The organism is Tunicatimonas pelagia (assembly GCF_030506325.1).
Lineage (GTDB): Bacteria > Bacteroidota > Bacteroidia > Cytophagales > Cyclobacteriaceae > Tunicatimonas > Tunicatimonas pelagia.
On the sequence record NZ_CP120683.1, the window covers coordinates 3905396 to 3925745 of the forward strand.

The window sequence follows — 20350 nt, forward strand, 5'->3', positions numbered from 1 at the left end:
ACTTTTCGGAAGAAATTTACATGGCAGGTTCGCCTCCTTCTAGGGTAAAGGTACGCGATACACTGTTCATCGGGCTATCGACTAAGTTTCCTTCGCTATCTACCAGTTCAATAGAAATAGTATTTTCTCCCATTGGCATTCCCTGAATCACGTAGGGTTGCCACTGGTCTACCATAAAAGTAGTATCACTGTTGATGCTTACTTTCACCTGATTGCCACCGGGGCCGATTTCCGTATTGACTGGGTAGAAATCAAAAAGTACACTTTCAGCATCAGCTCCGCTGTAGGTCCCTTTAGGCCGACTGTAAAACAGCATCGGTTGCGATAAATCTACCTCTTCTGCCTCGCCTTCACCTACCGTAAACTGAGAAACTTTATACGCTTCGGGATTTTTTACACTCTCGTGATAGGAGCGAGACAGAAATGATAGGGCTACATAGTGACCGTCGTCCAATGCTAGTTTAAAACCTTCGGTCTGGTAAATAGCGTAGTAAGGTTCATTATTTAAGATTAAATGGACGTGCTGCCCTTTGGGCGAAGCCGCTAATGGTTTCTGATCAGCATCAGGAGTTGGCGCACCTAGTTCGTAATTCGTTACCCCGTAGGTAAATTCTACCGAGTCGCCACTAGTGAGGGTTGCCCCGTCGGTTGGGCCAGTAGCTTCCAACATAGCATCTGCGTATTCGGGCGAGGCCGGGGCGGGAGAGATGCTCAATGCAGGGGCTACTTCTTCCATCGTTTCGGTTTCGGTAGCAGCTTCTTGAGCAGATTCTCCCGAAGGGCCACAGGCGTAAAATAAGCAAGCAGAGAGAAAGGCTACGATCGTAAGAAATTGTCTTCTCATGGTCAAGTAGGTTTGTGTTAAGTTTGATATAACGCGAAGTTATCGCAAAATTTGTGTTAATTAATTTTTTAACTCGATTTACCTAAAATAAGTTATTTATGGCTGATTTGTTTGACGCTATTCCTAGCCTAGATTTACACCAATTCACCCAAGGGAATACAGCACAGAAGGCGCAATTTGTAGATCAACTCGGTGATGCTTTTCACCGGATTGGCTTTGTAGCGATTAAAAATCACGGTTTAACCGATGAGCTGACGGAGAAGCTGTACACCACCGTAAAGGAATTTTTTGCCTTACCCGAAGAAGTGAAAAAGCAGTGCGATCGTCCTGAGCTGCACGGGCAACGGGGTTATACCAGTAAAGGAAAGGAACATGCCAAGGGACGTACCACTGCCGACCTAAAAGAATTTTACCAAATTGGTCAATTTGTAGATGACGGCGATCCCATCAAAGAAAACTACCCAGACAATATCTGGCCAGAAGCAGAGGTTCCAAATATGCACTCCACTGCTAAAGAAACGTACCAAACCTTGGAAGCTGCCGGAAAGCAACTGCTACGAGCCATTGCGCTGTACTTGAACCTGGAAGAAAATTATTTTGATCAGCACGTACACAATGGCAATAGCATTTTACGAGCAATTCACTACTACCCCATCAAAAATCCGGAAGCAGTACCGGATGATGCCGTGCGGGCGGCTGAACACGGTGACATTAACTTGATTACTTTACTGATGGGAGCCAGTGCCGATGGATTACAAGTGCTTCGCCGTGATGGTGCTTGGATACCCATTACTGCTTTGCCTGATCAGATTATTGTTAATGTTGGTGATATGTTAGCCCGCTTAACCAATGATACATTAAAATCTACTATTCATCGGGTAGTGAATCCACCTCGTGAACTATTGGGTATGCCTCGCTACTCTATTCCCTTCTTTATGCACCCTCGAGCCGATATGGATTTGACCTGTCTGGACTCCTGCGTAAGTGAAGACCAGCCGAAACAATACGAGGATATGACCGCCGGAGCGTTTCTAGAAGAGCGCCTTCGGGAAATTGGATTAAAGCAATAGCCTGTTATTAACCGTCTTGGAGCAGCATCGCCATCGGCCCTGGTACTCCCAAGGAGTAATTACATCCATTCGTCGGGTGCGATACTTTATATTTCTACGCGATGTTTTCATTTTAACAATCAGCGCCTTTGGCGGCCCTCAAGCTCATTTGACTTTGCTCCTCAAAATGATGGTAGAAAAACGCCGTTATCTGAGCGAGAAAGATTTGATGGAGTTGTACGCACTCTGTCAGATCTTACCGGGGCCATCTTCTACTCAGACTATTACGGGTATTGGGTATCGGATTGGTGGCCCTAAGCTAGCTTTTCTCACGCTGCTAGTTTGGATGCTCCCGGCTGTTTCACTAATGACGGTAGCGGCTATCGTTCTCTCTAATATTCAGGAGAAGGAGCTTTCGCTAGAATTCACCCGCTTTATTCAGCCTATGGCAGTAGGTTTTGTATTTTACGCTGCTTACACCCTTAGTGTAAAAGTGGTCAATACCCGTTCGGGTATTATCATTATGATAGCTGCCACCATTATCTCCTTTCTCATTCGGAAACCCTTCATTTACCCTTTGTTATTGCTACTAGCCGGAGTAGTCACTGCCCTAAAGTACCGAAAGCATCCTCGGGAGGAGAAGGGAAAGTTATCAGTAAGATGGGGAAATTTAACTCTTTGGATTTCCATTTTGGTAGTAGCCGCAATTACAGCAGGAATTACGCAAGCTGTTCCGATTCGGATCTTTGAAAACTTTTATCGAAATGGCAGTCTGATTTTCGGCGGCGGACAAGTCCTAATTCCACTGCTGTATACTGAGTTTGTTAATTTCAAACAGTACCTAACATCTGAAGAGTTTCTAACTGGGTACGCCTTAGTACAGGCTATCCCTGGCCCAGTATTTTCATTCAGTGCATTTATTGGCTCCCTAGCTATGCGGGATTATGGCGTAGGTGGCGAAGTTCTCGGGGCTTTTGTCGCCTCTTTGGGGATTTTCCTCCCCGGAACGTTTCTTATCTTTTTTATGCTCCGTTTTTGGGATAATCTTAAGAAGTATCGGGTCATTAAAGCTTCGCTAGAGGGAATTGTGGCTGCCAGTGCGGGGATGGTAATTGCAGCGGCACTCTTACTATTAGAACCACTTGAGCTATCTTATCTGAATATTGGAATTGTGGTAGGAACCGCTTTACTCCTTCAATTCACTAGGATCCCTGCACCGATTATTATTTTGGCAGGTTTACTTGCTGGCATACTATTTTAGTAAGAAGCTGTTTTAAAATGTCTTATGAGTCGGAAATGCTTCCGTTTTGATCATAGACGAGACTCATTTTTTCAAGCATAGCTGGGCTATGGTTGAAAAAATAGCCGAAGTATAGGGTCAAAAGAGAAGTGTTTACGTTCAGCAAAGGGGTTTTAAAACAGCTTCTAAGATTCTAAACAGATTATCTACCGACAGAATTACAAAGTTCAGAAGCAACTAACACCATTGACCATCGGCTAAAACTGCGGAATGTTCCTTCCGTAACCGGAAGGAACTGTACAGAACCGTTAGTAAGCATTCTCTTGATCGCGCATTAAAGACCAGATGGTCAGAAAAATAATCTTAATATCTAGTATGAATAGCCAGCGTTCTACGTACAGGCGATCTAAACGAACCCGATTGTTCATTTTATCAAATGTAGCCGTTTCACCACGGTACCCCTTAGCTTGCGCGAGACCAGTAATGCCTGGCTTTACCGAGTGGCGGTGATTAAATTTGTGGATTTGCGAGGAATATTGCTCGTTCAGTTGAACCGGATGAGGACGGGGTCCTACCACTGACATATTTCCTATCAGTACGTTGAAGAATTGCGGTATTTCATCTAGGCTTGTCTTTCGTAAAAACGAACCAATGGGCGTAACTCTTGGGTCACGCTTAGTAGCCTGCTTTACTTCTGAGTCATTATTAACATGCATAGTCCTAAACTTCCAGCACATAAAATCTTGCCCGTTTAAGCCAGTTCGTTTTTGGCGAAAGAATACAGGTCCTTTTGAAGTAATTTTTATGGCCAGTGCTATCACTGGTAAAAGCCAGGTAAATACGCATACGATTACTAAGAGTGCGAATACCATATCAAATAGCCGCTTTATAAATCGGTTCCGCCAGTTATCGAGCGGAATGGAGGTAACATTAATAACTGGAGTTAAACCGTACCATTCGGGCCTAGATGTTTCTAGTAAGCTATCTGGCAATAGGCTTTGAAAGTTTCCAATCAGCTTTACCTTCACCCGATGTTCATGCCCAAAGTCAACTAGCTGCTTAAGGTAATCAGAGGCAACGCTGGATAGGCAGCAATAAAGTTCATCAATCTCATTCTGTAAAATATAGTTCTGTAAGTCTCCATCTACCGAGCTACTATCAGTACTATCGAATGCCTGATTAACGTGGTAGCCATATTCAGGGTGCGACCGAAAATGGCTGATTAGCCGCTTAGATGAGCGGTCATTACCAATAATGACTACTTTTCTTAGATTGTACCCTTTAGCTCGAAGTATCCCTAAGGTATAAACAAATACCAAACGCCAAACAGAAACTAGAACTAAAAACAAGGCGAAAGTAAGCAACAACTGTATACGCGAATAGTAGTAAGCTTTGCTAAACACCCAAAAGGCTGTGATTAGCAATAAGTGAATGATAACAATTGCGTACTGCCGCTTTAGCACTTTACCTAGGCGGGTTGTTCTATCTATGTTGTACGGTTTAAAAATGATGGTGAGTAGTAGCAAAAAACCATTAGTAGTAAGCCATAGCCACAAGTAGGGTGGTATCCCCAAACCCTCCAGCGTATCAAATTTTAGTAGATACGCGAGAACGAATGATACATTGAGAATGAAGAAATCCCCAATGGAAAACATAAGTTTTAGGTATTTAGATCTACTATGTGACATGCAGTTGAGGCGATTGTTTAGTTCTAAGCTGTATACTCAAATAGTACAACAATAATTATTTTACTCTTTTATTTCTTCTATCAGCAAGAATAGTGCAAGTATTTATATTTTGTGTAAAATATTATGCAAAGGTAGGTGTTTAGTTCGGTAAAAAAATAGTAATACGCACATTATTGTTACACATATTATTCTTTAATAACGACACTTGTAGACGTTTCTTACCCTACTAGTACATACCTTTTAGAAGTATTTAGCTTACATGGCAGGATAGCCTACTACTGCTTTCTTGAGGTTGAATTATCAAAGGGGTGTAAATTCCATCGAAGTTTCAACATTAGCCCAAATGTCTGGTATAGATTGCCAAAATCGAAAGCAATGGCGGTAGTACTTTGTAGTTGTCGGTTTGGCAAAAACGAACGCTCCAACTCTAGAAGCAGACTTGCTTGATGTCTGGGCTCAAAGAAAAAATAATTTTCATGATCGAAATTTGGCTCACGGCTCCCCCAGTTGAAGCGACCATCATTCAGGCCGGCGTAGGTGCCAGAATGACGAGTATAGGTAGTTAGAAGCCTATAATTTACTCTTTGATAGTTGCCGGCTAGGGCTATATGATGAGCAAGTATTCGGTTACTGATGAACGCTTCCCCATAATTGGTGACATTTACCCCTATTTGCCTACTTCTTTGGTCAGTAAGAAAGAGAGGTGTTCCAATACTTCGCTGGTGAAACGTCCAGCCAGATTGATACAAAAAATTATTGTAATAATCATCTCTTCCACCGTATCGGTAACCAAAGTTAGGTTCAAGGTCAAGGGGATCGGTACCTGGTGGTGGATCAGGAATACCCGGCCCGCCCTGATGTTCGGAGTACGTAAATTCGTATAAAATTTCTTGTATAAGTTTCCCTTTTTCTCGTTGCCAAGATAGCCCTGATATTTGATCGTAGAAGTAGTAGCGGGTAATGCCTAGTCTATCTTCGAATGGGTCTTGGTGGTAGAAAGAAAGCGTACCAGTAGCTAAGGGTAGTTCAAAACCAAAATCAATAGTACCGATATGGCTGCCTAATGCATTTACAAAGTCGCCACCCCCAGCAGCCGTTCGGCTATTTTGCCCTGTAATTACGCGCCAGTAATCAACTAGTTCACTATCTAGCTCACGCCCATTGGGGCGGGTACCCCCCCACTTAGCAAAGTGGACTAACCCCAAATACACCTTTATTGGATAAGACTTCCCTTTTCCCTGAAGATAAAAGGATTTTTCGTGTAGTAAAGGGTTGGCAATGTATCGGTCTTCCTCCAGCCAACTATGGCCTATATGCCCTTTAAACTCTAAGTACCCTTTAGTAAGCGGAACGGGAGTATACTCAGGAACAGCAAGAATAATAGAGGGTAAAGGACGCGCGTTACGGCTAATTCCCCACGAACCAGTAGAAAGATCAGGTCGATGAACGCCCACTGTACGCTCCATCCATCCGGCACTCAGCTCTATAAATTTGTACTTTATTTTAGCGTACCCCTGATGAATACGGCTTTCTGATAGTTCAGAATTACCTAAGAGGTCAAGCCCCCAAGCAAAGTCCCAGTTTCTTTTATTCAGGTAAGGGGAATGAATGCCCGCCATCAGATAGCCGTTGGAAGATTGATCTTCAAACTTGCCGAAGCGGTTCGCTACAATCCACTGGGGTAAGTAATTTTGATTAGAGATAGTAAAGGCTGATTCCAGATTAATTTTTACAGAATCTAGTCGTTGAGTGTAGGCAGTAGAATTTGCCCCGACGACTAAAATTATCAGAACTACTCCAAAAAAAAATATTTTACTGATTGACAGTTTTCTCACGGCGGTTAGGTGTAATAATTTCCTTTAAAAAAAGATAGATGAAGTATCCATTAGTTAGTAGGTACCGCTTCCAGAGCCGTTGTGGTTCCATAAGTAGGCGGAACAACCACTCTAACCCAGCAGCTTGCATCCATGCGGGAGCCTGTTTTACCGTACCCGCATGAAAGCTGAAGGCGGCTCCTACCGCCATCATGACGGCATTTACTTTATCTAGTTGATTAGCTACCCATATCTCCTGACGAGGACACCCCCGCCCTACCAAAACGATATGTGCCCCCGAATTATTGATAGTATCAGCCGAAAGAGTATTGCCATCAGCCTTTTCCTCTCGGTACTGACCACAGATAGTCACATTAGGATAGGTATTGCGAATAAAATTGGCAAACTTATCAAGTGTTTCTTCAGTATTGCCACCGTACAAAAAAATACCCAGCTCCTTCGCATTTGCTTTTTTTAGCACGTGCAAAGTTAGCGTTGGGCCATATACCCGATCTTTTAACCCAACTCTATGGAAGAAATTCATCGCCCAGCGAATAGGTTGCCCATCGGGCACAATCATCTGCGCCTTCCGAGTTGCCTCACGCATAGCTGGATTCTGAACCGCTTCTACCAAACCATGCACTGGCAAGGCAAACACCCCGTAGCTATTCCTTTGCTCAGCTTGCTGAATAATGGTGTCACTAGCCGACTCGTAGTCGGTTATGGCGTAGTTAATAGCATTAAATACGTTTGCGTTCCTCACTACCTTTTGCATTCTTGTAATGAGATGCAATTTGCATAATTATCCAGATGAGAAAAACATCTGTTATAATAAAAATAGCGTGCTACTTCCTGGAATATGGTTTGGTGGGTTTGTCTAAAAACTTGACCAAAAACTTTCCCTCTCGCTGGTAGTAATAACCCCGGCGGGAATGGCAGTACGCGATAGGGGCACCCAGATCGCGCATACTCCGTAGATAATATTTAAGTTGGCTAACGCTTATGTCTAGTTTATTGGCAAACTCGGTAGCCGAACCGGTGGTACCGAGGCGAATGAGTTGGTCCATGTACTGTAGCCGGGAGGCATATTTATAGATAGGCATAGTAAGGTTGTGGTTATCGTTATTTACAATCACATCAAATTATACCTCACAATTTTGTTATCCAAATAAATTAAAGAAAATTAGCAAAAAAATAATATACCACTTGTTAGGCATTTTCTCACCAGAAATTCTGATTTCTCTGTAAAGTACAAAAAGCAGCACCGAAGGATACCGCTTTCTCTTAAGACGGGGAAGATTAAATGTTTTATTCTTTCAGTAACTTTTCTCGCCATCGGTTGCCCAGCACTTCTATTACGTACAAGTCTGCCTATGACAAATTCATTATTTCCTTTACATAGATAAATGAGCTACTCTTCCATAAACACCCAAAGCCACCTACTGGTATGAATGGAGCCATCTCCGAATACCAAGTTCCCGTCTTGTACATCTACAACATAAGAAGTACTATAAAGCTTGGTCACTACATCAAGGGAGGTATACTGAGGTTTCTGATGATAATATTCCCATTTTCGAAAATTATCATCTATACCGCGGTACCAGTTCTGGTCGTTTGCCGAACCGTCAGCGCAAAATGTGATATGAGTATTTTGATCCAAACTATCTAATGGAATATTCTGAAAGGGGGCATCAGCGTTTTTGCGCTCGTAACGCTTCATGAGCTTCCAGACTTTGCAGGTTTCCCCGGCTAATATCTGGGGAAAAGGTGGTAAAACTACTATTGTCTTGATGGTATCATCCCGGGCATCCCGTCTTACCACGGTAAGGGTTACTTCGTATTTCCCTGCCTGAGTATAAGTGTGCGTCGGAGCCCACCCATGGGTAGTGTCCTGGGTGCCATCGCCAAAGTTCCAGTAGTACGTCGCTTCTTCGCTCAGTTCGTGGGGAAATAGAACGGGATTACCCGCAAAGCTGGTGGTAACTCCCGGTTTAAAATCAGCCACCGGATCGGGATAGCCTATCGCCGGATCATCATCTTGACAAGCCCATACGATCATACTCGCTAGTCCGATCATACATTGCATAACATATTGGTTCTTCATAAGCATTGGGTTATACGCCATCAAGTAAGGGGCCATGCTGCTGAAGCAAATATGCCCCGCCTCTTTTAGCGATTTAGTACTACTTTTTGGGTCACTATTTTATTATCAGTAGATACTTTGACAAAATAAATGCCACTTTTGGTAGTGCCTTCCGGGTACCAAACGGTTTCAAACCCGTTGTTCGTAACCTTATCCGATACGGTTGTATGTACTAACATTCCCTGGCTGTCGTAAATCTCTACTTTTACAGTGGCTGGAAAACGTAGTTGAGTACGCACAGTTAGGCTTTCAGAAAAAGCATTCGGAAAACAGGTGACGTTAAACGCATCATTTACCTCTTTGCCAGGTTTATCTTCGGTAACCCAATTGCTATTGGCCATGTATTCGTTGGTTACATTACGAGAGGTGAGCACCTGTTTATTTTCCTTTTCGGAAAGAGGGGCTAGATACTGAGAAAAGGTAACATCTGCTAGTAGATTCCTGTTGGTTCTGGCAACCTCATTATCTCTGAAGTCAGGTACGACAGCTATGAACTCAACATCCTGATTGTATTCGTCCAGAATTACCTCAAAACCGGAAGTAAATACGATTTCCTGTCCGGCTATCATTTCCAAATCATCGTAGGGATACCTCACTTGAAAACTTTGACCAGCCACAATACGATTATTTGCAACTATCGTTTGAGGACTGATATGCCCGTTGGCACTGAAAGGATAATAATTATTTCTAAAATCAAAGTCTATGCCTACCATTGTTTTCATATTCCGGGGCACCCGAGGCTCCTTTTGAATAGGGTAGACACGATATACTGTAATATCCCTATTAGTATTTCTGGTAGAGTTTTTTATCCTCAACTTAAGCTCTAAGGCTAATCCATTGGGGTTCCGGTACCCACTGAAGAAACCCGCATTTTCTATCATAGCAATATTGTAAAAACCTGTAGGCTCTCTGTCTTCAAAGGTGAAGGCGGCCTTCATAGAAACTAACGACAATCCAGTGTTATCATTAAAAGTATATTTAAGTTCATTCATCAATGAAAATCCGCACTTGCCTCGCGAGTCTGAGGGGCCTTCTATAAAACAAGCTTCCGTTCCTATGACTGGCTTTTCTACCAAACTAAACACTCCCCACGGAATATACTGTACGGGCCGGTAATACTCGCTTGAAGTAGGTGCGTTATGATTAAGTTTGAGTCCTAACCTGAATAATTCTTTACGGTTCTCAATGGTACCCTCGATTGCCAGATCGCCTTTAAAGTTTAAAGGCTTGGGAGAAGCTGCATCGTCTTGGAATATCAGCGAACTTACCAACCCTAAAACCTGCCCTGCTCCGGGTAAGAAACCAGCCGCCCCGCTAATCTGCTTGATAGCAGGTACCCACCAAGCATCATCATCGTTTTTATCCTTCACGAGCTCCTTCAGCTTTTTCACCCCATCTCCTGCTCTCTTCACATATTTTGTTCCGGTATTGAACGCTTTGGCAAAATCACTTCCTTGGGTGGTTCCCACATTCTCATCCATCACCTGATTGAGCGATAGATCGCCATTCACTTTAATAGTTGAGAGATCAACACCATTTACAGCTAAACGTAATTCAATATTACGGTCTAATCCCGGATCATAGTTGAAAAGGTTGAAGTCGGCGTATCCCCAGCCGTCGTAAACGGCTACCTTGCTAATGTAGGTTTGTATTATTGCCGGATCGTACCCGTTCAAGCAGGGGGCATTGTCATCATTGAATGCTAACAGAGCCGACGTTCTGGTAGTTGCTAGAAATTGTAAGCTTGCTTCCATAGAAGAATAACTTAATTGGTCTATGTTTCTAAACAGCAGACGCAATACTCCCCGATAGCGGTTATACAAGATGAAGAAAGGGACATTAGGGGCTGAAGTGGAAGTACCAAAGTCACGATAGGCTAACATCCACCCGTCTTCCGGGTACATATCTTTTTCGTTGTCGTACGTTCTAAGAGGGTGACCAGAAGTAAAGAAAGGTGTTTCTACACCATTACCCACTTTTCCTATAGATTGCCCTTGACAGTCAGTCGCTTTCTCACAGCGATACCACATATCCAGTCCGCCCTGGGAAGCGTAGGATTTGTACCACTGCCAGTTGGGGTCTAAATTCGGATCGCTGGAGGGCATATAGCGGGCGTTGGACTGGGCGAATGCTACTTCAACCATGCACGAGAGTAGCGTAAGTAAAACAATAGTATACTTCATTGTGGTAACCATAATTAATTTTTCAATTTATCATCCTCCTCCAACGCCTTAATACGCCTTTCCTGCTCAATGACATACATCGTCAATTCCTCGATCTTTTGGAGTAGTTGAATCTGAAACTTCCCGGTGTTCACACCTACTTCTACCATTTCGGCCGCTGGGGCAATCTCCGGCAGATGCTTGTTTTTAGTAACAAACTCTTCCACTTCAGAAAGTGGCCGTAACTGATAACCATCCTCAAACACGAAATCAGCCCCTGCATTGGTTGTTACTCGCACCTCTCGGGCGTGAATGTCACCAGCGACTGTAAGTCTTGCTGAAGGGTTACTCGTGTTTATTCCTACATAGCCGTTACTCTTGATATACATGCGTGTATGTAATGTGCTGTTGGAGAACGTTTGAAACATTAAACCTCCCCCTGTAAAATTCCAATCCTTATCGCCCTTGGCAGCTATTCGTGCCAACTGAGTATTTCTGTTGCCTAGAAATGTCATATACACAGGAGTAGCTGGATAACCGTGGGTAGTGAATAGTTTGAGAGCCTCATAATTGTATCCATATCCGCCAAACTCCCCTTTACTGCTTCGGGTTTGAGCCCAACAATTCTGGAAAAGAATGAGTGCGAGAGATAGAACAAGTGTTGTAATAGATACACTGCTTTTCATGCGTCATTTTGTTTAAGTTTTAAAAGTATTATTCGTGTTCAAAACGAGGATGATGCTTTTCACTGTTGTTTTTTTAGCCTCAAAATACGATGCTTCTTACTAGCTTCAGCTTTTTCAAGCACTTCAATTTGTTGCTGCTGCTGAGATATTTGCTTCTCCTGTTCTATCGTATAAAGGGTTAATTCTTCTATTTTTTCTAGTAATTTGTTTTGGAACTCGGCCACATCCATGCCGTTTTCTTTTACTTCGGCAGCGGAAGGAATGCCCGGTAAATGCTTGTGTTGCTGCACGTAAGACGCTACTTCGGCTAATGGTTTCAGTGAATAATCTTCATCAAACACATAATCGGCTAATTGAATATTAGTCATCACTCGTATTTCCTTTGCCCGTATATCCCCATTTACCGAAAGCGTCGCTTTAGGATCAGTAGTGCCAATGCCTACGTTTCCATTGCTTTGGACAGTCATTTTAGTGCTGTTTCTTACTTTGAAAAGTAGTTTGGTTGATGAGCTAAAATTATGATTGATATAAGCTTCTCTAAACTGGTTTTGATGGCCAAATTCCAGTCCAGTAGTACCGTTCGATTGCAATCTAATCTTGGTACTTTATGCGCCACTACCACTTTTATTAAATACTGCCACAACTTGGTTGGAACCTTGTTCAACTACATGAAGTCGATAACCGGGATTATTTATACCGATACCTACTCTACCCCAACGATAGATGTTATCGTGAATAGAGCCGCTAGACCATTGGGCCTGACTGGCGGTAAATGAGAATAGAATTAATGCAAAAGCGAAGATTGAACCAGTTAATAATTGTGTTCTCATGTTGAAAATAATTTAGGTTTTACCAATTTATTTATATGGTTAGATGATCTGAAGATTAATGCATACAAAGAAATGGTTGTATTCTAATTATTTTTTCAGTACGGGTTAGAACCATTATTTTGGTCTGAATAGCCATGAATCCAAAATATTTCTTTCCAAAAAAAGGCTAGCTACTGTTTATCAGCTTGCATAGAGTCAAATTGTTGTTTCAGTAATGAGTTCTCCTTTTTAATAGATTCAAGCTCTTTGTTTTGCTCAATGATATAGAGGGTTAACTCTTCTACTTTTTCCAGCAATTTGTTTTGGAACTCAGCCACATCCATACCATTTTCTTTTACCTCAGCAGCCGAAGGAACGCCCGGTAGGTGCTTATGCTCTTGTACGTAAGATGCTACTTCGGCTAACGGTCTCAGTGAATAATCTTCATCAAACACATAATCAGCCAATTGAATATTAGTCATCACTCGTATTTCCTTTGCCCGAATATCCCCATTTACTGCAAGTGTTGCTTTAGGGTCAGTAGTGCCAATGCCTACTCTACCATTGCGGCGAATAGTCAATGCGTTTCGCTCTACTCTAACTCTACTAGACCTACTCCAATCTCTAGTAATGAATTGGAAGCCACCACCGCCAGCACCGTCGTTGTCCATCCATCCTTTGCTTTTAATAATTAGGGCTCTTTCGTGCTGCTCTGGCCAGCCAACTCCAGAATAAGGGTAACCAAAATCTAGCTCTACTGCATCATCTGTGCCATTGCCTCGGGTAACATAGAGTTTCTGCCTAACTACGGTACTACCGTTAATGTCCAACAGCTCGGAAGGACTTGATAGACCGAGCCCCACTTTTCCTGTTCTGTATGTTGTACCAGTAGTTGACCCTCCGATCCATTGAGCATGAGTCAGCAAGGGGAAAAACAACGCGGAGAGTAGTAAAAACGTAATAGTGGTCCTCATTGTAAAGAAAAATTTGGTGAATAATGAGGGTAAAGCTACGGGACAGGTGGTCGGTAATACTGGCTATTCGAGAAAACATTGATAATATTCTCGGATTTTCTCGAACCACTGTATTTGCTCTCAGTTACCTCTTCATCCTAGCCTATCGCTTCGTAAGATTGCTTTAGGCTTTCCTTCCCATCGCCATTCCCCAAAGCCTTCGCAATGACGGTACAATTAGCGTTTTACTGTTCTTACGAGGGACGAAGCCATCTCCCGTTTTAGTGTGCTCGCGTGGGCGTGGTCTTCTATCTTCATGTAGCGGTTACTAAGGCATATCCGCTACAGAGGTATTCGAATATAAACCTGGCCTACTTAGTGTTGAGAATTCTGGCACTACGTATGATCTTCTTTGCGATAGGGCTATCCAATTCACCCGGTTTGGTAACATTACCACCAAGGGTGATTTGCGATTTGTTGACCCGATTAAACCGGAAAGTAGATGGAGCTTGAATATGCTCCAGAACATTGTTAGTAACAGTTATATGTCGACTTCCTTCATCAAAAAATATTCCATTGTTGGGGGCGCCAATTGCCCGTTTGTGCTTACCTATATGGTGAATGTAGTTTTCCTTAATAACCGTATTTCTCTGGCGACCCAGGGTGTAAATACCGCCCCCATCGGCAAGTTCCTGTAGTACGTGGTGGATGTTGTTATTGGCAATTAGGTTGTCAGATGTCAGGCTTTTTCCTGAACCCCAGGTCCATCCCAGACTTATTCCCGAATAACCTCCGTACCGAATTTCGTTGTGGATAATTTGGTTTTGTTGCGCGTTAGCCAGCCAGATTCCTACCCCAGCCGGATGGATAGTACCATATTGCTCTATCAAGTTATTTTTGATGATAGTATTGCGGCTAACGGAGGTGCCTTTCAAATGAGCATTTTGGCTACCTAGCAGAATAGCTCCAGCACCTAAACGTCGAAAATGATTATTAGTGATACTAATCTCCTCGCAACCTGTAGCGATGTTTAGTGCATAACTGCCCATATCTTGAAAGGTGCATTTCTGAAATGTGATATTTTTTGCATTCTTCACTAAGATAGCTTGGCCTGAGTTAGGAGCTGCTTGTGCATCTGAATATCCCCAAGTATCGTGATTTTGATACCAATCCCGGGATTTCCGATTAAACTGCATTGTATAGTCATTGTGCTGAAAAGTAATTCCTTCAAAACGAATGTTAGTGGCTCGGCTACTAACACTACTACCCTCTATTCTTACCAGTTCGGTTAAGCGGGGAATTATTATCTCAGCTTCGTTTGGCTCTAAGCTTTCAGGAGCTAAAAAGTAAACTTGTTTCTCATCTCGGTTGTAATACCATTCACCCGGTTGATCTAACCCATTTGATACGTTCTCTATCCGGTACCGCATATGGTTGCTGAAAAAACCCACCGGGTAGCGACTTGGGCTGGTCAGATGCACATTACGGTAGTCGTAGTCCAATTTATCAATTAGCTGCCAAGTACAATCCCAACTGTGGTAAGTAATAATTTCAGCATTTTCAGTATCCAAACCGCTCCAATACAATCGATCTTTCGTCTGGTACTGGAATCCGCAGAATGCCTGTAGAGCAGTATCTCTCAGGACTTTCACTGCACCAAATTGATAGGGCTTCCAAGACCGTATAAAACTGTATTGAGAAAGTGGGCCATCGGTTAGTAGGTAACCTTTTTGCGGAAGACTAGCCCGAGGCATTTTTTTTCCGTTGCAAAAGAGCTGTTTAGGATACCAATCTGCCGAGGAAGGAACTTCAGCCACGTACAGGTTGGCACCCTGATGCGTCCATTCATTAACTATTAGCCCTCCGCTTAGTACAGTAAGTTTTGCCCTGCTACTGGTAATAACTAGCGGCACATCAGTAGTGTCAGAGTATTCTTCGTTAAGCACCAAGGCTTCTTGCAAAAAATAGTGCCCCGACTCAATTTGAATACGAATTCCCTGTTTGCTAATCTGACTCTGCTGCCTTAGTGTTTTTACCTGCTCTAAAGCTTGCCCAATGGTATTGAACGGATGGTCGTAGCTACCATTACCATTTGATGAACCTTTGGTTGAGACGTACATTGTTTGAGGATATACTTCTTGTTGTGCAGTGCGACAGCCCGCGAAGATGAACAGTAAAACCAAGCAGTACTGAAATTTTGTAATAGCCCATTGACAAACGAGCCAACTTTTTTTACTCCCGATGTAATACGATTTTACAGCCAATTCACCCATAAAGACATCAATCAGTTTTATAGTTCTTGCGACAAAACCTGCTCCATATTTTGCCAGTAGTGCTTTACAGTAAAATTTTGCAAAAAATATGCCCTACCTTTGTCGCCCATAGTTGTTCTCAATTGGTTATCTACCAGTAATTTTTCTACCTTCTTAGTGAAAGCTTCGATATTCTGAAGAGGAACCAAGTAGCCAGTTTCTTCGTTTCTCACCACTGATTGTATACCTCCTATGCGGGTAGTGACCACTGGGAGCTTAAATTGCATAGCCTCTATCAATACAAGACCAAATGTCTCGAAATGGGATGGAAAACAAAATACATCGGCATTAATATACTCTTGCCATTTATCTTCACCGGTTTTTATTCCTATCAGCTTTACTCGATGCTGGAGTCGATGTTGTTGAATATATGCTCTGATTTTTTGATCGGTACTAACTGAATCGGTCTTACCTACCAATCTCAGCTCAAATACAATTCCTCGAGTATGCAGACGTTGGGCAATTTCCAACAATTCGTATATTCCTTTAGACCCTTGAATAATTCCTACAAAAAGGATTGTGGGAACTATACTATTTTTTTTCAGATGCCGATGTATCGAGTAGTAATCCTCTACACCATTATACACAACTACTGTTTGTTTGCTTTTCAAAGCAATATCGTCTGTTGGATTGTGCTTGGATAGTTTAATGCTGAGATCAGGATAATAGTAAGCTCGGCGGTAGAAAGGCTTTAACATAGATGGCAATCTAGAGAATAGACTATTAACCCCAGCCATATGAAAATGAAACACTGTTTTTCTAAATAACCAGCGAGTAGCCAGAAGGATTGCTACATCACGAATCAGAGGCATCCACTTAGCTCCTGTTGGCATGTAGTACAGTACGTCAATACGATAACGAAAGCGATAGTAGTATATTCTTGCAATAACTTTCAGCAGATGAACTACTTTACTTGCCTTAAATTTTCCTACTTCGTCAATTTCTTTAGAAAAATACAGCCGCACCAAATACAGTTGAATATGCTCATAGTCACCGTCTAATAGTCTTTGGGTAGAGATTGCCTGCCCATGATAAGGTGGGGGAGTCTGTCCAACCACCAATATTTTTTTCATACTTTGTGAATGGTTTTATACTCTTGGTAGCCTAGATTAAATAATCCTATAAGGTTGCCTACTCCTCGCAAGATACTCTGAAGTGCCCGGACAATATATATTTTGCCCAGTGGAAATGTGATTACCAGTTTCACAGTCCCTAGAGCAATGTACCCTATTCCTTTCAATATTCGTCTACCTAGAGTAACAGTCGACCTTCCTGCTTTTAAATCTTGTAAAGCTAAGGAACTACCAAAGCGATACGCCCGCTTTAGCAACCATATTGAATTAGCTCGGGATTGAGGAATCTGCTCATATACCACTGCTTGGTCGGCCCACACAATCCTCCCACCTTTTCGGTTGAGCAGATGGAAAAACAGGGCATCGGTACCTCCGGTCATGGCCATGCTTTCTTCAAAGCGGAGATTGTATTGGTTTATGGCAGCAGTGCGGATTAGTGCGTTACTAGTAGCGCCGCTGGATAATACGAGTCCTTCAGTAAACGGTCGCTGTTCAAAAAACTTCCCCCGTTCAATCCAAGCGGGAGTGTCTGATACGAACAAGGGAAAGACTGGCCCCATAATAGCATCAGCCCGGTATTTTGATTGGGCCTGAAGCAGTTCGGCTAACCAGTCTTCCCGGGGAATTTCATCATCATCAATGAACGCAATGTACTCAAATTGATTTAGGGTTAGCTCTAGTGCTTTATTTCGGGCAAAGGGAATGCCCGGTGTGCCTTCAATCGCATAATGAAGCGTAAACCGGAAATTCTCTTGATATTTTACCACAACCTTTTGAGCACCGCCTCGCCGATCATTGTCCACCACTATTATCTGTAGGCAGACTCCTGTGGGCACCTTTAGCTCATCAATTCCCGTCAGCAGATCAGACAATCCCTTATGTCGTTGGTAAGTAATAATGCAAATAGCGACCTGCGTAGTCATGAGTTAGTAGCTTTAGCTGGTCGAACAGTTTTTGGAATTAATGGAGAAATCGATAGAATATAGCTTTTGCAAAGAATTACGTATATAAAAATAATCGTACAGTGAATAAATACATCGGTAGTTAGGGTAAGCAACAAGACTGAGACAAAGAGTATATTAGCGTATTGCTTACCGGCTCTTCTTATCTTTGAGCTCATGAAGTACATAGCCAGATAGCTACTTAGCAATCCGAGTAAGCCAGTTTCGGCGTAGAAGGTAAAGAAATGTCCCATCGTTTGAAAAATACCGTAGAACGTTCCGGGTCCCTCACCGAAGAGCATTAGGCCTTTCACTACGAATAGATAGTAGAGTGCCGCTTCGCGCGAATACCCCCCCGAAAGAAATATCTTCATTTGTAGATCGCTTACTTCTCCTGATAGCAACAGTCGCCCCCCTCCCTTATACAGCGCTACTAAAAGGTGGGGAATTGTAATATCAACTGGGGCAAACAGTAGTACTAAAGCTAAAATGATAATAATCGGTATCATACCGACTATGCTAAGATAAAAGTACAAGGGCTTTTTTAGGGTTTGAAGAAGGTATACCCCGTACACTAGGAGTAAGATAGCTTGACATACCACTGCATTCGCAAAAAATACCGATGCCGTAAACCAAAGTATTACTATTTTTCGGTACTTCATGACCTGATAAGCATTCTTATCCCACAAAAGAAAGATAATCAAGAAGATTAAAAATATTGCCATAGCGGGGTCACCATAGACAAAGAACGTCCCAAAAGAAGCATCAGTTAAGCTCACTTCGGTTTTAAAGGTAGTGGACATGTAAGGGTATGCTACTCTTTGGAAGACAAGTACTGGCATCTGTAGTACACCTATTGCATAACAGGTCCTTAGTAAGGCTAAGTAGTTCTGCTCACTAATAAGATGGTTTCCAACAAAATAGACGGCATAAGCAAAAAACACCCATAACTGATACTTAGTTAAACCAATAACACTTCCCCTATTCACTAAAAACGAGATTATAGCTACCAAAAAAATAATGGCAAATGTAATGTCAACCCTACCTATCTTTACGTTTCTGATACATAACAATAATGTAGCTCCAAAAGCGACAAATATTAGAAGTGCTCGCTTATAAGGAATAATACCACCAATAGAAAGGTTTATAGTATAAATTGGGCCTTCTAACAAAAAAAGAAACAGTACTAAGATAAATAGTACAAATTCCTGAGATTTAATTATAACCCTTCCCTCTCGTAATACAATAGGGCGTTTGAGAAAGTCAACAACCAAAAGTTATGTCTTTGAAGATTTATTTAACTATACTGTAAACTAAGCTATTCAATATTCTATTGTTATTATCTCAAAAGAGATTTGTTACTTAACCTATGTACGATAGTCACTTTTCTTTGTCACTACGTTCTTAATGGAGTAAGTGTGGACTATAAAGTGCCTTTCACGGTGTGAAACCAGCAAGCTTAACATCCGGCAAACGAGCCAATTCATACACCCGAGCTGTGGCTGTAATAGGGTCTTTTGTATTTCTATTTAGTGATTTAGCTTCTTCATCCCACCCTGCTGCGAGTTGTTTGCTTATCCACTCCGCAGTATCTATCTTCTTTTCAAAATGCTGCTCAAAAGTTAGGCCAGTAAAGGCTACTTCAAAACCGGGTGGGTTGTAAGGAAACCCGTGAATAGAGTCAGCAATATTGTCTATGTACTCAGCACTATTGAGATACCGTAATGTTCTTTTGAACTTCTTAGAGGTGAAGAAGGGAAGGTTAGGCATTTCTTTGTAGGCTAAGGCAAACGCATAAGTATTGAAGGCGTGATAACCAATTTCCTTTAACTTCTTCTTTGCATAGTAACCGTGTTTTACCTTGTTCTTTACCAACTCTTTGAGGTGTCTTGACTGATAGTTCATGGCATGAACAATCCTATCGCTTCTGTACAGACGTAGGTGTTGGTCTATAGCATCGGCAAATCGCTTGAGCCGTTGCCGCACTCTTGTATTTCCGGTTGCCTTTAGCAGCGGCGTGGCCGTAGCAAAAAACCAGAATTGATGATTAAAGGTAATGTCAACGGAGAGGACTTCCCCAGTAGGCTCTACCCGGTGCCAGGCTTTCTTTTGCGAGCTAAACGGATGAACTAAGAACAATTCCAGTGCTAAATCTAGGTAGCGAACATCATCTAGCTTTTGGTACCCTTCCAGTAATGCTTCCATATTCCAAGCGGGTCCGATCAGCCCATTGCACTCATCGTTCCCCGGCTTATCGCGGTTACGATGTTTAAACGTATAGAGCGTACGGTGGGGACCAGCCAATAAGTAATCGAGGCATTTTACTGCAGCAGTCTTAAATTTTTCTTTTCCAGTAATTTCCCAAGCTTTTAGAAAAGTGATCGCCCAATGTGAAGTGTTTCGCACGGGTGTTTCGGGATCGAGATAGGGGCCATTGTGGCCCGCTGGCATGAATCCTTCTTCGCTTTGGTACGATAGTGCTTGGGTAGCGAGTATTTCAATAACCTGATAGGTAGAGTTCATTAATTATCAATACGTTGGAGAGGCAAAGTATTTTAGCATCATAGTGACCAGCTTCTTTTTCTATGTACCCCACAAATGTAATGCTTCCCTGATTTTACGAGTACATTTTTCAA

18 protein-coding genes are annotated in these 20350 nt (G+C 42.4%); 2 read left to right on the top strand and 16 right to left on the bottom strand.

Annotated elements, in window-relative coordinates; all coding sequences use genetic code 11:
- Positions 1 to 16: 16 nt before the first annotated feature.
- Complete coding sequence (locus P0M28_RS16750) at positions 17 to 844, bottom strand: phosphopeptide-binding protein (RefSeq protein ID WP_302203669.1); 828 nt, start codon at positions 842 to 844, stop codon at positions 17 to 19.
- 98 nt (positions 845 to 942) lie between these two features.
- Between P0M28_RS16750 and P0M28_RS16755 the strand changes: the two genes are divergently transcribed.
- Together P0M28_RS16755 and chrA are read left to right on the top strand one after the other, a co-directional pair.
- Entirely contained in the window at positions 943 to 1914 is a 972-nt protein-coding gene (locus P0M28_RS16755) for an isopenicillin N synthase family dioxygenase (RefSeq protein WP_302203670.1), read from the top strand.
- A 16-nt stretch (positions 1915 to 1930) separates the two neighbouring features.
- Complete coding sequence (gene chrA / locus P0M28_RS16760) at positions 1931 to 3154, top strand: chromate efflux transporter (protein ID WP_302203671.1); 1224 nt, start codon at positions 1931 to 1933, stop codon at positions 3152 to 3154.
- A 287-nt stretch (positions 3155 to 3441) separates the two neighbouring features.
- On the opposite strand, the gene P0M28_RS16765 is transcribed toward chrA, so the two are convergent.
- The 15 genes from P0M28_RS16765 to P0M28_RS16835 form a co-directional block, all read right to left on the bottom strand.
- Positions 3442 to 4788: an undecaprenyl-phosphate glucose phosphotransferase gene (locus P0M28_RS16765; RefSeq protein WP_302203672.1), complete on the bottom strand. Its 1347-nt coding sequence runs from the start codon at positions 4786 to 4788 to the stop codon at positions 3442 to 3444.
- A gap of 308 nt (positions 4789 to 5096) precedes the next feature.
- The gene (locus P0M28_RS16770) at positions 5097 to 6656 is read right to left on the bottom strand and encodes a capsule assembly Wzi family protein (protein ID WP_302203673.1); all 1560 of its coding nucleotides are present in this window, start codon (positions 6654 to 6656) and stop codon (positions 5097 to 5099) included.
- A complete protein-coding gene (locus P0M28_RS16775) occupies positions 6634 to 7398 on the bottom strand; it encodes a WecB/TagA/CpsF family glycosyltransferase (RefSeq protein ID WP_302203674.1) in 765 nt (254 codons plus the stop codon). Before P0M28_RS16775 ends, P0M28_RS16770 begins: the two co-directional genes overlap by 23 nt.
- An 82-nt stretch (positions 7399 to 7480) precedes the next feature.
- Positions 7481 to 7738, bottom strand: a complete 258-nt coding sequence (locus P0M28_RS16780) for a hypothetical protein (RefSeq protein WP_302203676.1) — start codon at positions 7736 to 7738, stop codon at positions 7481 to 7483.
- Between the two features lie 308 nt (positions 7739 to 8046).
- Positions 8047 to 8739 carry a PKD domain-containing protein gene (locus P0M28_RS16785; protein ID WP_302203678.1) on the bottom strand — a complete coding sequence of 231 codons (693 nt, stop codon included), beginning with the start codon at positions 8737 to 8739 and terminating at the stop codon, positions 8047 to 8049.
- A 65-nt stretch (positions 8740 to 8804) separates the two neighbouring features.
- On the bottom strand, positions 8805 to 10973 hold the full coding sequence (locus tag P0M28_RS16790; RefSeq protein ID WP_302203680.1) for a T9SS type A sorting domain-containing protein: 2169 nt from the start codon (positions 10971 to 10973) through the stop codon (positions 8805 to 8807).
- Positions 10974 to 10975: 2 nt separating this feature from the next.
- The gene (locus P0M28_RS16795) at positions 10976 to 11455 is read right to left on the bottom strand and encodes a hypothetical protein (protein WP_302203681.1); all 480 of its coding nucleotides are present in this window, start codon (positions 11453 to 11455) and stop codon (positions 10976 to 10978) included.
- 230 nt (positions 11456 to 11685) lie between these two features.
- Entirely contained in the window at positions 11686 to 12093 is a 408-nt protein-coding gene (locus tag P0M28_RS16800) for a hypothetical protein (protein ID WP_302203682.1), read from the bottom strand.
- 138 nt (positions 12094 to 12231) lie between these two features.
- Positions 12232 to 12456: a hypothetical protein gene (locus P0M28_RS16805; RefSeq protein ID WP_302203684.1), complete on the bottom strand. Its 225-nt coding sequence runs from the start codon at positions 12454 to 12456 to the stop codon at positions 12232 to 12234.
- A 170-nt stretch (positions 12457 to 12626) separates the two neighbouring features.
- Positions 12627 to 13409, bottom strand: coding sequence for a hypothetical protein (locus tag P0M28_RS16810; protein WP_302203686.1), 783 nt, complete (start codon positions 13407 to 13409; stop codon positions 12627 to 12629).
- Between the two features lie 350 nt (positions 13410 to 13759).
- On the bottom strand, positions 13760 to 15508 hold the full coding sequence (locus P0M28_RS16815) for a right-handed parallel beta-helix repeat-containing protein (RefSeq protein ID WP_302203688.1): 1749 nt from the start codon (positions 15506 to 15508) through the stop codon (positions 13760 to 13762).
- Between the two features lie 170 nt (positions 15509 to 15678).
- The gene (locus P0M28_RS16820; RefSeq protein WP_302203690.1) at positions 15679 to 16773 is read right to left on the bottom strand and encodes a glycosyltransferase family 4 protein; all 1095 of its coding nucleotides are present in this window, start codon (positions 16771 to 16773) and stop codon (positions 15679 to 15681) included.
- Positions 16770 to 17696: a glycosyltransferase family 2 protein gene (locus P0M28_RS16825; protein WP_302203691.1), complete on the bottom strand. Its 927-nt coding sequence runs from the start codon at positions 17694 to 17696 to the stop codon at positions 16770 to 16772. The genes P0M28_RS16820 and P0M28_RS16825 overlap by 4 nt, the downstream gene beginning before the upstream one ends.
- Entirely contained in the window at positions 17693 to 18517 is an 825-nt protein-coding gene (locus P0M28_RS16830) for a hypothetical protein (protein WP_302203693.1), read from the bottom strand. Before P0M28_RS16830 ends, P0M28_RS16825 begins: the two co-directional genes overlap by 4 nt.
- 634 nt (positions 18518 to 19151) lie before the next feature.
- Positions 19152 to 20237 carry a YyaL domain-containing protein gene (locus P0M28_RS16835; RefSeq protein WP_302203695.1) on the bottom strand — a complete coding sequence of 362 codons (1086 nt, stop codon included), beginning with the start codon at positions 20235 to 20237 and terminating at the stop codon, positions 19152 to 19154.
- Positions 20238 to 20350 lie beyond the last annotated feature (113 nt).

Coding starts and splice junctions, on each gene's coding strand:
- P0M28_RS16825 (WP_302203691.1), bottom strand. CDS start 17,696: ATGACTACGCAGGTCGCTATTTGCATTATTACTTACCAACGACATAAG.
- P0M28_RS16795 (WP_302203681.1), bottom strand. CDS start 11,455: ATGACATTTCTAGGCAACAGAAATACTCAGTTGGCACGAATAGCTGCC.
- P0M28_RS16805 (WP_302203684.1), bottom strand. CDS start 12,456: ATGAGAACACAATTATTAACTGGTTCAATCTTCGCTTTTGCATTAATT.
- P0M28_RS16780 (WP_302203676.1), bottom strand. CDS start 7,738: ATGCCTATCTATAAATATGCCTCCCGGCTACAGTACATGGACCAACTC.
- P0M28_RS16830 (WP_302203693.1), bottom strand. CDS start 18,517: ATGTCCACTACCTTTAAAACCGAAGTGAGCTTAACTGATGCTTCTTTT.
- P0M28_RS16785 (WP_302203678.1), bottom strand. CDS start 8,739: ATGAAGAACCAATATGTTATGCAATGTATGATCGGACTAGCGAGTATG.
- P0M28_RS16755 (WP_302203670.1), top strand. CDS start 943: ATGGCTGATTTGTTTGACGCTATTCCTAGCCTAGATTTACACCAATTC.
- P0M28_RS16835 (WP_302203695.1), bottom strand. CDS start 20,237: ATGAACTCTACCTATCAGGTTATTGAAATACTCGCTACCCAAGCACTA.
- P0M28_RS16765 (WP_302203672.1), bottom strand. CDS start 4,788: ATGTTTTCCATTGGGGATTTCTTCATTCTCAATGTATCATTCGTTCTC.
- P0M28_RS16790 (WP_302203680.1), bottom strand. CDS start 10,973: ATGGTTACCACAATGAAGTATACTATTGTTTTACTTACGCTACTCTCG.
- P0M28_RS16800 (WP_302203682.1), bottom strand. CDS start 12,093: ATGACTGTCCAAAGCAATGGAAACGTAGGCATTGGCACTACTGATCCT.
- P0M28_RS16815 (WP_302203688.1), bottom strand. CDS start 15,508: ATGTACGTCTCAACCAAAGGTTCATCAAATGGTAATGGTAGCTACGAC.
- P0M28_RS16810 (WP_302203686.1), bottom strand. CDS start 13,409: ATGAGGACCACTATTACGTTTTTACTACTCTCCGCGTTGTTTTTCCCC.
- P0M28_RS16820 (WP_302203690.1), bottom strand. CDS start 16,773: ATGAAAAAAATATTGGTGGTTGGACAGACTCCCCCACCTTATCATGGG.
- P0M28_RS16750 (WP_302203669.1), bottom strand. CDS start 844: ATGAGAAGACAATTTCTTACGATCGTAGCCTTTCTCTCTGCTTGCTTA.